This window comes from Ruminococcus bovis (genome assembly GCF_005601135.1).
Taxonomy (GTDB): domain Bacteria; phylum Bacillota; class Clostridia; order Oscillospirales; family Acutalibacteraceae; genus Ruminococcoides; species Ruminococcoides bovis.
Genome location: NZ_CP039381.1, coordinates 552,638 through 565,902, shown reverse-complemented (window position 1 = coordinate 565,902; position 13,265 = coordinate 552,638). Strand labels below are relative to the sequence as shown.

General features: G+C 40.8%; 8 protein-coding genes, 5 tRNA genes and 3 rRNA genes. All 16 read left to right on the top strand.

All coding sequences use genetic code 11. The features are described from left to right. The first annotated feature begins 106 nt into the window (after nucleotides 1–106). The 16 genes from E5Z56_RS02740 to E5Z56_RS02665 all read left to right on the top strand — a co-directional run bounded on the left by E5Z56_RS02740 (nucleotide 107) and on the right by E5Z56_RS02665 (nucleotide 13,217). A complete protein-coding gene (locus tag E5Z56_RS02740; RefSeq protein ID WP_138156413.1) occupies nucleotides 107–877 on the top strand; it encodes a PP2C family protein-serine/threonine phosphatase in 771 nt (256 codons plus the stop codon). A 159-nt stretch (nucleotides 878–1,036) separates the two neighbouring features. Further along, nucleotides 1,037–1,984 carry a hypothetical protein gene (locus E5Z56_RS02735; RefSeq protein ID WP_138156412.1) on the top strand — a complete coding sequence of 316 codons (948 nt, stop codon included), beginning with the start codon at nucleotides 1,037–1,039 and terminating at the stop codon, nucleotides 1,982–1,984. 17 nt (nucleotides 1,985–2,001) lie between these two features. Next, nucleotides 2,002–3,441 carry a leucine-rich repeat domain-containing protein gene (locus E5Z56_RS02730; RefSeq protein ID WP_138156411.1) on the top strand — a complete coding sequence of 480 codons (1,440 nt, stop codon included), beginning with the start codon at nucleotides 2,002–2,004 and terminating at the stop codon, nucleotides 3,439–3,441. A gap of 10 nt (nucleotides 3,442–3,451) precedes the next feature. Then, complete coding sequence (locus tag E5Z56_RS02725; RefSeq protein ID WP_138156410.1) at nucleotides 3,452–4,435, top strand: zinc ribbon domain-containing protein; 984 nt, start codon at nucleotides 3,452–3,454, stop codon at nucleotides 4,433–4,435. A gap of 26 nt (nucleotides 4,436–4,461) precedes the next feature. Beyond that, nucleotides 4,462–4,875: an RrF2 family transcriptional regulator gene (locus E5Z56_RS02720; protein ID WP_022505361.1), complete on the top strand. Its 414-nt coding sequence runs from the start codon at nucleotides 4,462–4,464 to the stop codon at nucleotides 4,873–4,875. A 46-nt stretch (nucleotides 4,876–4,921) separates the two neighbouring features. Then, nucleotides 4,922–5,635 carry a tRNA threonylcarbamoyladenosine dehydratase gene (locus E5Z56_RS02715; RefSeq protein WP_138156409.1) on the top strand — a complete coding sequence of 238 codons (714 nt, stop codon included), beginning with the start codon at nucleotides 4,922–4,924 and terminating at the stop codon, nucleotides 5,633–5,635. A 114-nt stretch (nucleotides 5,636–5,749) separates the two neighbouring features. Next, nucleotides 5,750–6,925, top strand: a complete 1,176-nt coding sequence (gene nifS, locus E5Z56_RS02710) for a cysteine desulfurase NifS (protein ID WP_138156408.1) — start codon at nucleotides 5,750–5,752, stop codon at nucleotides 6,923–6,925. Beyond that, entirely contained in the window at nucleotides 6,925–7,362 is a 438-nt protein-coding gene (gene nifU / locus E5Z56_RS02705) for a Fe-S cluster assembly scaffold protein NifU (RefSeq protein WP_138156407.1), read from the top strand. Before nifS ends, nifU begins: the two co-directional genes overlap by 1 nt. A 493-nt stretch (nucleotides 7,363–7,855) precedes the next feature. Then, nucleotides 7,856–9,362 (top strand): 16S ribosomal RNA (locus E5Z56_RS02700). Between the two features lie 98 nt (nucleotides 9,363–9,460). Beyond that, nucleotides 9,461–9,536 (top strand) — tRNA-Ala (locus E5Z56_RS02695). Between the two features lie 37 nt (nucleotides 9,537–9,573). Beyond that, nucleotides 9,574–9,650 (top strand) — tRNA-Ile (locus E5Z56_RS02690). A gap of 241 nt (nucleotides 9,651–9,891) precedes the next feature. After that, nucleotides 9,892–12,716: ribosomal RNA gene (locus E5Z56_RS02685) — 23S ribosomal RNA — on the top strand. Between the two features lie 71 nt (nucleotides 12,717–12,787). Continuing rightward, nucleotides 12,788–12,863, top strand: a tRNA-Lys gene (locus E5Z56_RS02680). A 44-nt stretch (nucleotides 12,864–12,907) separates the two neighbouring features. Beyond that, nucleotides 12,908–12,982: transfer RNA gene (locus tag E5Z56_RS02675), tRNA-Glu, on the top strand. A gap of 33 nt (nucleotides 12,983–13,015) precedes the next feature. Next, a 5S ribosomal RNA gene (rrf, locus tag E5Z56_RS02670) occupies nucleotides 13,016–13,132 on the top strand. Together the 16S, 23S and 5S rRNA genes with 5 tRNA genes alongside form the textbook arrangement of a ribosomal RNA operon. 9 nt (nucleotides 13,133–13,141) lie before the next feature. Further along, nucleotides 13,142–13,217 (top strand) — tRNA-Asn (locus E5Z56_RS02665). The last annotated feature ends 48 nt before the right edge of the window (nucleotides 13,218–13,265 follow it).

The following is a 13,265-nucleotide window of genomic DNA, read 5'->3' as shown; positions in this document are numbered from 1 at the left end:
TTTCTACAAAAAAGGAACTGCTTTTTTGTGTTTTAGTGGGTAGGTTGCAATTTTGTTGTTGATGTGTTATAATGTTGTAAAACAATAGGGATTTTGCGGTGATTATATGGAAAATAAGCATTACAGAATTAAATATCACGCAATGAGTACAACAGGAAATGTTCGTAAAAATAATGAAGATAATTTGCTTTGTGACGGACATTCAAGAGATATAAATGATGAAGAAGATTTCTCTTATTATGGAGAAATCCTCAGTGACGATAGTAAAATCCTAGCTGTCTTTGACGGTATGGGTGGTGGAGAGCAAGGTGAGGTTGCTTCTTCAATGGCTACTGATGTTGCAAGGAATTATAACTTTGGGGACGAAAGCAAAAGCCTTTCAGACCATATCCTTGAATGTGCAAAGGAAATGAACAACAAGGTTCATACTTATGCTGAAGAAAATCAGCTTGAGCATATGGGTACAACATTTGCCGGAATTGTCTTTGGAAAGAATGAAATTTCTATAGGCAATGTTGGTGACTCAAGAATTTATAAAGTGCGAAACGGAAAGATAGAACAGTTGTCTGTTGACCATGTGTTGCCGGAAGAACTTAAGTCTTTCAAGAATATTATTACTCAGTATGTTGGTATGGGTGAAGAAGAAAAGGAATTTTCACCGGCACTTTCAACAGAGGAGTATTGTAACGGTGACAGATATATTATTTGTTCCGATGGCTTAACGGAAAAACTTAATGATGAAGAAGTAGGGGTTCTTTGTCATGTAGCACAGTCGGTAACTGATGCATCGGATATTTTGGTTTCCCAAGCATTAGGACAAGGAAGTAACGACAACATTACAGTTATTGTGTGTGAATTAGAGGAGTTAACAAGTTAGTACAACTTATGTATTTTCTTGTTAACTTTTTTATTATTACAAAATAGTCATAATCATTGATGAAATAAACTAGTTTTTGTATAATGAATTTATATGCAAAATATGTTTGATATTGTAGATATATAGAAAATAAGATTGTATTTTAGGGCAGAGGTATTTATGGAGAATTATAAGGATGTAAAAATGGGCATTAGAAAATTAAACATTGCCCTAGCTGTTACAGGTCGTGGCAGTGAAGGCAGAGATGAAGACAGCTATAGCTATTGCTTTAACGACAATGGTGGTTTTATCGGTGTATTTGATGGCTTTGGAGAAATGGACTCAACTACATATTCAAAGTTAGGCACAAGAACCGGTGGCTATATTGCCAGTAGATTGGCAGCAGAAAGCACAATAAAAATGTTCCAAAACGGTAACTTTACTTTTAGTGAGATGGATAGCATTAAGCTGACTTCCGACTTAAAGAAATATATTGATAAGGTAAAGAAGAACTTTGCCGATAATCAGGATACTGCTTTAGTACCAACAACTGCAAGTATTATTGCTTGTGATTATAGCAAGAAAGACAGCATTATGTTTGAGTATCTTTGGGCAGGTAACAGCAGAGGTTATTTCCTAGACAAAAACGGTCTTTGTCAGATTACAGAGGATGATGTTGTTGAACAGATTAGTCCTATTGATGAAACCAAGAAACCAAGAGTTATTAACCTTGTAAATGCTGAAACTGACTTTAAGATTAATATAAAAACAGTCAGAACAGATGCACCTACTATTTTAGTTACTGCAACAGACGGTGCTTATGGTAGCTTTGCAACACCAATGGAATTTGAGTATGCTTTGCTTTATACACTTAACAGAGCTAAGAATGTTGCTCAGTGGGAAAGTTTACTAAGAAGACTTGTTGGTGAATTTGCAAAAGACGACTTTGCTATTATGATTGTTGCATTTGGCTTTGATGATTTTAAGGACTTAAAGCACTACTTCTTTGAAAGAACAAAGAAGATGTTTAATGAATACATTGAGCCAATCTCTAAGGCAAAGGAAGAAAATTCCACTTCTAAAGTAGAAGAATTGTGGAATAATTATAAGGCAGATTATTATAGATAAGGAGAAGGTGATTTTCTTTGTGGATTTGTCCGAAATGTTCTCGTGAAAACGGCAATTCTTTTAATAGTTGTAAAGGTTGTGGCTATGTTATATCTGAAGATGAAAAGATTATAGCTATTAATAATACCAAAAAACAACTTGCAGACTATAGCAGTAAACATTCTGCTTACAAAAATACATATGGTCACTCTTCTTATACAGGACCTAAGCTGGAGTATGATGAAGATGATAGTTATCTTGAAAACTACTACAGTGACGATATGTTTGATGATGACGAATATCATGAAAATAAAAAGTGGAAAGTATTTAAGCCTGTTTTGATTATTATTTTAATAATCTGTATCTTAGGTGGTGGTGTAATGTTCCTTGATAAAGAGGGCATTATCCATGTATTTTCCGATACAAATTATAAATATTCAAGTGTTGATGGTGGTGTTGAAATCACCGGTACAAAGAGCAGTGATGCTACAATTGAAATTCCCGACACAATAAACGGTAAGTCCGTTGTAAGTATTGCAGATATGGCTTTTGCCGAAAGTGACATTAAGTCTGTTACTTTGCCAAGTACACTTAAACGAATAGGCGAAAGAGCTTTCTTTAATTGTAAGTCACTTCATTATATTAAGTTGCAAGACGGTATAACAGAAATCGGTGACAAGGCTTTTGCTTCTTGTAATAAACTTTCTGATATTTTTATTCCTGAAACAGTTACTGCTATCGGTGAAGATATAATGAAAGATAGCAACAATAGCTATATTCAAGGTGTACCCGGTTCTCAGTCAATGGTTTATGCTACAGAAAATGACATTAATTTTACACCGACTAACAAAAAAGGTGAAGCACTTAATGTTACACCTGTAAGAGTAAATGATGAAGAAACTTATACAACATCAAAGGCAGGTTACGGTGCAGGTTATTTATTTAGCTTTGTTCCTTATGAAAGTGCAAAATATACAATTACTGTTGAGGCATCAATTGACGGTTATCTAAAGATTAATGACTTTAGTACAATGGGAAATGCCCAGACAGATGAAAACAGTAGTGGTAAGAACCATACAACAACATTAACTGCTGACTTAAAGAAAGAAAAGAAATATTACTTTGGTATTGAGAATGAGGGTTCTGAACAAAACAAAAATATTGAATTCTATATCAGTATAGAGCTTTATAACGATGAGCGTTCTAAGGCTGAATCAGTAGCAAAGAAATTCTTAGATAAGAACTATACTTTCACAGCATATACAGATTTGTTCTATGACCAACACAGTCAGTCAGGTTCCAGTCATTATCTGGAATGGAACACTAATGTTCAGAAGGTTGTTGACTATTATGTTGAAGACAGTGGTGCAATTTGGTTAGCTATTAAAGTTCCGGAAGGTTACAACACAACATCTTATGATGAATACGGAAATGTAGTTGAACCGGCAACTAACTGGTGGCATAAGCTAGAGGAATAAGGAGGATTTTATGTTTTGTAAAAAATGTGGTAAGGATATTGATATAAACAGCAAGGTTTGCCCTAACTGTGGTGAAGAGACTAACTTCCTAAAGGGTATTGATGGCAGTGAAATGCCTGACCATCTAAAAACTTTTGAAAAAGAGATTAACGCAGCTTTTAACGGTTCACCTGTAGAGAAAGTTCATGAAGATGAATATGAAGATATTTCTTCTTATACAACTTCAAATACAGGTTTTATCCCTAAGGTTTCTACAAAAGAACCTCCTGTTGAAGATAAGAACATTACAAGTTCATTTGAAAAGCCAAAGAAAAAGTCAAAGCCTAAGAAAAAGAAAAAAGAAGATTATAGTGATACATATGTAGATGATAAACCAAGCAACACTTGGAAGTTTGTTGCCGGTGGTTGTGTGGTAGTAATTGTCATTTGCTTGATTATTATTTTTGTTGCATCATGTAATAGCAACTCAAAACCAAGTGGAAACACAACAACTACTTCAACTGTTCCTTCTACAGTAGCTACAACTACTGCACCAAGTACAAAAGAAACAACTACTGTTCCTACTACAACAGTTCCAACAACTGCACAAAGTGTTGATTCTTATATTCAGTCATCAACTGCTAACGATACTACAGCAGTACAGACAGCTCAGAACTTCTATGCTGATATTGAAGATGCTTGTGCTAAGGGTGATTTAGCTAAGTTCAAGACTTACTTCTCATCAGCTTATACAGATGCTGAAATTGAAGAAATTTATAATCAGTACAAAGATACTTGTGCAGGTTACGAATCATTTATTGTAGGTTACACACAGACAGTTTCTTGTGACCAATATATCTATGTTTATATTGCATCAACAACTAATGCAACTACAGGTGATTATGTAGAAAACACATTTGTACTTTCTAAGGAAGACGGTGCATTTAAGGTTGATGGCAAAACAGATGGTGCAAAGGCTTACTTACAACAAGCACCAACTAAAATGGCACAGTAATTTTACTGTTTAAGGAAAGTGATTTAGTGATAGTTTCAACTAAAGGAAGATATGCACTTAGAGTTATTATTGACCTTGCTATTAACGGCAATGATGAATATATTTCCCTAAAAGATATTTCAGAACGGTCATTGATTTCAATGAAATATTTGGAAAGCATCGTGTCAAATTTAAATAAGCATGGTTTGCTTGACTCTTTGCGTGGCAAAAAAGGTGGTTATAAACTTAACCGACCAACCGGTGAATATACAGTTGGTATGATTTTAAAAGCCAGTGAAGGTTCTCTTGCACCGGTAGCTTGTGTAAATTGTGGTGATGTTCAGTGTAACGAAGCTCACGACTGCATTACTCTTCCAATGTGGAAAAAACTTGATAGTGTAATTGATAGTTACCTTGAAAGTGTAACTATTGAAGATTTAATTAATGGTAAAGTAGAGTAAAGTAATGGTCGGCTTAGTCCGACCATTCTTTGTATAGAGGTGTAAAATGATAAATCAGTATTCCCGTACAGAACTTTTGATTGGTTCTGATGGATTAGAAAAGTTAAAGAATTCAAGAGTAGCAGTTTTTGGTGTTGGTGGTGTTGGTGGTTTTACCGTTGAAGCACTTGCAAGAAGTGGTGTGGGTACAATTGATATTATTGATAACGATACTGTATCTTTGACTAATATTAACAGACAGATTATTGCAACTCATTCAACAGTAGGTAAGCTGAAAGTTGATGTTATGGAAGAAAGAATTAAGGATATTTCCCCATCAACAGTTGTCAATAAGTATGATTGCTTTTTCTTGCCTGAAAATGCTGAGAATTTCGATTTCAGACGATTTGACTATGTAGTTGATGCAATAGACACAGTATCAGGAAAAATCGGTCTGGCAGAAAAATGCAAGGAGTATAATGTAAAATTAATTTCATCAATGGGTGCAGGTAACAAACTTGACCCAACTGCATTTGAAGTTACGGATATTTTCAAAACAAGTATGGACCCATTAGCAAGAGTAATGCGTGGTGCATTAAAGAAAAGAGGCATCAAAAAGCTAAAGGTTGTCTATTCTAAGGAACAACCACTAAAGCCTTTGGAAAGTGAAGAAGTTACAAATAAAAGAACTGTCCCGGGTTCAATAGCTTTCGTTCCAAGTGTGGTGGGACTTATTATTGCCGGTGAAGTTATTAAGGATATTACAGGTTTTAACGGATAAAAAACAACAAATGAATATTTTATAAAGAATATACGCATAATTCCTATTGACATGTTAGGAATTATGTGTTATTTTATTCCTATAAAGTTTATAGGAAATAGGAGAGTGAAACCAATGTTAGTTTATGCTGATAATGCAGCAACAACAAAGATTAGTGATACTGCCTTAAATGCTATGATGCCAATGTTTGCAGATGTTTACGGTAATCCAAGCTCACTTCACTCTATTGGCCAAAAGGCTAAAGAATATCTTGAAGATGCTAGAGCAAAGGTGGCTAAGTGTATTAATGCCGAACCATCAACAATTTACTTTACATCCGGTGGTAGTGAAGCAGATAACCAAGCATTACGCTCAGCTGCTTATATGGGTAAGCGTAAAGGTAAAAATCATATTATTTCCAGTAAGTTTGAACACCATGCAATTCTTCATACTTTAAAGGCTCTTGAAAAAGAAGGCTTTGAAGTAACTTTACTTGATGTTTATTCTGATGGTATTGTAAAACCTGAGGATGTTAAAAACGCAATTACAGACAAAACTTGTCTTGTTACTATAATGACTGCAAATAACGAAATCGGTACAATTCAGCCAATTAAAGAAATTGGTGCAATTTGTCACGAAAAAGGTGTGCTATTCCACACAGATGCAGTACAAGCCGTTGGACATATTCCGGTTGATGTAAAAGAAATGAATATTGATATGCTTTCTATGAGTGGTCATAAGTTCCATGGACCTAAGGGTGTTGGTGCTTTGTATGCTCGAAAGGGTATCTTGCTAACCAACATTATTGAGGGTGGTGCTCAGGAAAGAAAGAAGAGAGCCGGTACAGAAAATATGCCCGGTATTGTTGGTATGGCAGCAGCTTTAGTTGAAGCAACTGAAAATCTTGATAAGAATATGAAGTATGTAACTTCACTTCGTAACAAGTTAGTTGATGGACTAAAGGGTATTGAAAAGTCAAGATTCAATGGTAATATGGAACATCATCTTCCAGGTACACTTAATATGTGCTTTGAAGGTATCGAAGGTGAAGGTATCTTGCTATGGCTAGACCAAAAGGGTGTTGAGGCATCTTCAGGTTCAGCTTGTACAAGTGGTAGCCTTGACCCAAGCCATGTTCTACTTGCTATTGGTGTACCTGTAGAAATTGCTCATGGTAGCTTAAGACTTTCTATTAGTGAATTTAATACTGAAGAAGAGATTGACCATATTATTAAGGTTGTTCCTGAAGTAGTAACATATCTAAGAGGTATGTCACCTGTTTGGGAAAGAATGATGAAGGAGGAAAAATAATGGCTCTTTATAGCGAAAAGGTTATGGACCATTTTACTAACCCAAGAAATGTTGGTAAGATTGAAGACGCTGACGGTATCGGTGAAGTAGGTAACGCTCAGTGTGGCGATATTATGAAAATCTATATTAAAGTTAAGGATGATATTATTACAGATGTAAAGTTCAACACATTTGGTTGTGCATCTGCAATTGCATCATCTTCTATGGCAACAGAAATGATTAAGGGTCAGCCTATCAGCAAGGCTCTTGAACTTTCTAATAAAGCAGTTGTTGAAGCTCTTGATGGACTACCACCTGTAAAGGTTCACTGCTCAGTTCTAGCTGAAGAAGCAGTTAAAGCAGCAGTTAAGGATTACTATGACAAGAACGGTATCTTCTATGAACCTGAACTATTAGCACCAAAGGGTTGCGTAGATTGTCACGGTGAACATCACTAATATATAATTAGTATTATTAAGGAGAGCGTTATGCTCTCCTTTTTTATATTTAAAAATATTTTTTCATCTTTTTTATTTAATTTTAGGTTAAATACAGTGTTATATAAAGAAAAATCAAAAAAGAATGAAAAAAGAGAAGACTGAGAAACGGCATAGGAATGGGCTTTTTAAAGGATTGTAAAATAAAAATTAAAAATTTTTAAAAAAAGTTGAAAAAAAGTGTTGACAAAGAGGCGAAATAGCCGTATAATAAAACACGTTCCGCTGAGGGAACGGAAAAACTTAAGAGAAATCGAGAGTAAGAAGTTCAGTCAGAAGGAACAACGGACCTTGAAAATTAAACAACGAACAAGAAACCCGAAAATGACTTTGAGTTAAATGACTCAAGTTGAGGATAGTGAATGTGAACACTAAAAAAACACAAACACGCAAGTATTCAGAAATGAGCTTGACGATTTAATAAGATGTTAAACCGAAAGGTCTAATATACAAATTATTAGAGAGTTTGATCCTGGCTCAGGATGAACGCTGGCGGCGTGCCTAACACATGCAAGTCGAACGGAACTTCTTTGACAGAATTCTTCGGAAGGAAGTTGATTAAGTTTAGTGGCGGACGGGTGAGTAACGCGTGAGTAACCTGCCTTTGAGAGGGGAATAACTTCCCGAAAGGGATGCTAATACCGCATGATGCATAGAAGTCGCATGGCTTTTATGCCAAAGATTTATCGCTCAAAGATGGACTCGCGTCCGATTAGCCAGTTGGCGGGGTAACGGCCCACCAAAGCGACGATCGGTAGCCGGACTGAGAGGTTGAACGGCCACATTGGGACTGAGACACGGCCCAGACTCCTACGGGAGGCAGCAGTGGGGGATATTGCGCAATGGGGGCAACCCTGACGCAGCAACGCCGCGTGAAGGATGAAGGTTTTCGGATTGTAAACTTCTTTTATTTAGGACGAACAATGACGGTACTAAATGAATAAGCTCCGGCTAACTACGTGCCAGCAGCCGCGGTAATACGTAGGGAGCAAGCGTTATCGGATTTACTGGGTGTAAAGGGTGCGTAGGCGGCTTGGTAAGTCAGATGTGAAATGTATGGGCTCAACCCATGAACTGCATTTGAAACTATTGAGCTTGAGTGAAGTAGAGGTAGGCGGAATTCCTGTGTAGCGGTGAAATGCGTAGAGATAGGGAGGAACACCAGTGGCGAAGGCGGCCTACTGGGCTTTAACTGACGCTGAGGCACGAAAGCGTGGGTAGCAAACAGGATTAGATACCCTGGTAGTCCACGCTGTAAACGATGATTACTAGGTGTGGGGGGTCTGACCCCTTCCGTGCCGGAGTTAACACAATAAGTAATCCACCTGGGGAGTACGACCGCAAGGTTGAAACTCAAAGGAATTGACGGGGGCCCGCACAAGCAGTGGAGTATGTGGTTTAATTCGAAGCAACGCGAAGAACCTTACCAGGTCTTGACATCGAGTGACGAATCTAGAGAGGGACACGAAGACAGGTGGTGCATGGTTGTCGTCAGCTCGTGTCGTGAGATGTTGGGTTAAGTCCCGCAACGAGCGCAACCCTTGCTATTAGTTGCTACGCAAGAGCACTCTAATAGGACTGCCGTTGACAAAACGGAGGAAGGTGGGGACGACGTCAAATCATCATGCCCCTTATGACCTGGGCTACACACGTACTACAATGGATGTTAACAGAGGGAAGCAAAATAGCGATATGGAGCAAACCCTAAAAGCATTCCCAGTTCAGATTGCAGGCTGCAACTCGCCTGTATGAAGTTGGAATTGCTAGTAATCGCGGATCAGCATGCCGCGGTGAATACGTTCCCGGGCCTTGTACACACCGCCCGTCACACCATGGGAGCCGGTAATACCCGAAGCCAGTAGTTTAACCTTAGGAGAGCGCTGTCGAAGGTAGGATTGGCGACTGGGGTGAAGTCGTAACAAGGTAGCCGTATCGGAAGGTGCGGCTGGATCACCTCCTTTCTATGGAGAAATGAGTGAAAGTAAGTAACTCATATCCAAGGTCAGAATGGATTTCAAGTTTGTTGTTTAATTTTCAGGGTCCGACCCTAAAGAGATATGGGGGTATAGCTCAGCTGGGAGAGCACCTGCTTTGCAAGCAGGGGGTCAGCGGTTCGATCCCGCTTATCTCCACCAAAGGCTTGAGTAATAGAAGCACCAAGCCAGAGAATATGGGCTTATAGCTCAGCTGGTTAGAGCGTCCGCCTGATAAGCGGGAGGTCGGTGGTTCGAGTCCACTTAAGCCCACCAAAGAGGAAAAGCCGACTAAAAGTCAGTGATCCTCTAAAAATGCACCTTGAAAACTGAATAAAGAAAAGATAGCGAGATAGTTTATTACAAACAGGAAAATAAAACTCAAGTATTTATTTAAACTAACAGGTAATAAAACTACAATTAAGCTGAAAAAGGGTAAATAGGAAATAAAGCCTATTTATCTGCGAGTAGAGTAAATTAATTTACTTAAACGAAAGAACCAAAAAGATATCTCAATGGTCAAGCTATAAAGAGCACAAGGGGAATGCCTTGGCACTAGGAGCCGAAGAAGGACGTGACTAACTGCGATAAGCTACGGGGAGTTGTAAGTAAACATTGATCCGTAGATATCCGAATGGAGCAATCCGGCTGTGGTCATGCACAGTCATCATATACTGAATACATAGGTATATGAGGGGAACCGCCTGAACTGAAACATCTAAGTAGGGCGAGGAAGAGAAATCAACCGAGATTCCGCTAGTAGTGGCGAGCGAACGCGGAAGAGGCCAAACCAGAGGTAGAAATACCTTTGGGGTTCGGACAACATACGATATTGATAATTTCTAGCTGAATAGTGTGGGAAAGCTAACCGAAGAAGGTGAGAGTCCTGTAAGCGAAAGGAAGAGTCAGTCAGTTGAATCCAGAGTACCGCCGGACACGTGAAACCCGGTGGGAATACGGGGGGACCATCCTCCAAGCCTAAATACTACCTAGTGACCGATAGAGAAGAAGTACTGTGAAGGAAAGGTGAAAAGCACCCCGGGAGTGAAAGAGAACCTGAAACCTTGTGTTTACAAGCACCGAAAGTCCATCAAAGGACGATCGGGTACCTTTTGTAGAATGGTCCGGCGAGTGTATGTATCTAGCAAGGTTAAGCACTTAAGGTGTGAAGCCAAAGCGAAAGCAAGTCTGAACAGGGCGACAAGTTAGATGTATACGACCCGAAACCGGGTGACCTACCCATGGCCAGGCTGAAGTGAAGGTAAAACTTCATGGAGGGCCGAACCGACTCCCGTTGAAATGGTAGCGGATGAGTTGTGGGTAGCGGAGAAATTCCAATCGAACCCGGAGATAGCTGGTTCTCTCCGAAATAGCTTTAGGGCTAGCCTTGAAATAGATTACTGGAGGTAAAGCACTGAATTGGCTAGGGGCCGAAAGGTTACTGAACCTTATCAAACTCAGAATGCCAGATAATCGTTTTTCAGGAGTCAGACGGTGGGAGATAAGTTTCATCGTCAAAAGGGAAACAGCCCAGACCCACAGCTAAGGTCCCAAATTATAGTTAAGTGGAGAAGGATGTGGGATTGCATAGACAACCAGGATGTTGGCTTAGAAGCAGCCACTCATTAAAAGAGTGCGTAATAGCTCACTGGTCGAGTGATCCCGCGCCGAAAATTTAACGGGGCTAAACTATAAACCGAAGCTTGGGATACCGAAAGGTATGGTAGGAGAGCGTCATGTAAGGGGTGAAGTCATAGCGAAAGCGGTGGTGGACTTTACATGAGTGAGAATGCCGGAATGAGTAGCGAGAATTAAGTGAGAATCTTAATGGCCGAAAGTCTAAGGTTTTTGGAGGAAGGTTCGTCCGCTCCAAGTAAGTCGGGAGCTAAGGCGAGGCCGAAAGGCGTAGTCGATGCACATACGGTTGATATTCCGTAACCACTGACAACTTAAACAAAATGACACTTTAGAAGGGCTTGACCCGGGTGCTGGTAATCCCGGGCGTAAGGGACCGAAAAATAGTAGGGAAGCAAGCTTAGATAGAGGCGAGAAAAGTTTTGTGAATGTAATGTTGGTGCCCGTACCGCAAACCGACACAGGTGGACAGGAAGAGAATTCTAAGGCCAGCGGGAGAAGGGTAGTTAAGGAACTCGGCAAATTGACTCCGTAACTTCGGGAAAAGGAGTGCTCTCGAGAGAGAGCCGCAGTGAATAGGCCCAGGCGACTGTTTAGCAAAAACACAGGTCTCTGCCAAATCGAAAGATGAAGTATAGGGGCTGACACCTGCCCGGTGCTGGAAGGTTAAGAGGAGGAGTGAGAGCTCCGAATTGAAGCCCCAGTAAACGGCGGCCGTAACTATAACGGTCCTAAGGTAGCGAAATTCCTTGTCGGGTAAGTTCCGACCCGCACGAATGGTGTAACGATCTGGGCACTGTCTCAACTACCCGCCCGGCGAAATTGTAGTACCGGTGAAGATGCCGGTTACCTGCGACAAGACGGAAAGACCCCATGGAGCTTTACTGTAGCTTGATATTGGGTTTCGGTAATTTATGTACAGGATATGTGGGAGACTGGGAAGTTATGGCGCCAGCCATAATGGAGTCGATGTTGGGATACCACACTTAGATTGCTGGAATTCTAACCTGTGGCCATGAAACTGGTCAGGGGACATTGTCAGGTGGGCAGTTTGACTGGGGCGGTCGCCTCCGAAAGAGTAACGGAGGCGCTCAAAGGTTGGCTCAGCACGGACGGAAACCGTGCATAAGAGTGTAAACGCGTAAGCCAGCCTAACTGCGAGGGTGACGGCCCGAGCAGTAACGAAAGTTGAGTTAGTGATCCGGCGGTATGTGAATGGAAATGCCGTCGCTCAACGGATAAAAGCTACCCTGGGGATAACAGGCTGATCTCCCCCAAGAGTCCACATCGACGGGGAGGTTTGGCACCTCGATGTCGGCTCATCACATCCTGGGGCTGTATTCGGTCCCAAGGGTTCGGCTGTTCGCCGATTAAAGTGGTACGCGAGCTGGGTTCAGAACGTCGCGAGACAGTTCGGTCCCTATCTGTCGTGGGCGCAGGATATTTGAGGAGCTCTGTCCTTAGTACGAGAGGACGGGATGGACGTACCTCTGGTGCACCAGTTGTCACGCCAGTGGCACAGCTGGGCAGCTATGTACGGAACGGATAAACGCTGAAAGCATCTAAGCGTGAAGCCGACTCCAAGATTAGATATCCCATCAGTTTACTGAGTAAGACCCCTTGTAGACTACGAGGTTGATAGGCTGCGTGTGTAAGCATGGTGACATGTTCAGCTTGGCAGTACTAATAGGTCGAGGGCTTGACCACAAGAGTCTTTTTTGGTCAGCAAATTTAGCTAGAAATTCTTTATTCAGTTTTGAAGGTGCAGAGCACAATATGCGCCATTAGCTCAGTTGGTAGAGCACCTGACTCTTAATCAGGGTGTCCCGGGTTCGAACCCCTGATGGCGCACCAAAGAGAAGGTTGGAGCTGGGCAACCGCTCTAGCCGAAGAGAATTGGCCCGTTGGTCAAGCGGTTAAGACTCCGCCCTCTCACGGCGGCAACGCGAGTTCGATTCTCGCACGGGTCACCAAGACCCAAGCAATTAAATAGAGGTAAATAAATAGTTGGTGTCGATGACGCTGAGGGTCCACCTGTTCCCATCCCGAACACAGAAGTTAAGCTCAGTAGTGCCGAAGATAGTTGGCTGGAAGCGGCCTGTGAAAATAGGAAGACGCCAACATTTATATATTCCTCCATAGCTCAGTCGGTAGAGCGCATGACTGTTAATCATGATGTCACTGGTTCGAGCCCAGTTGGGGGAGCCAAAGAAAATGAGTAACCATTTGGTTGCTCGTTTTTTTCGTTTGTTTCCT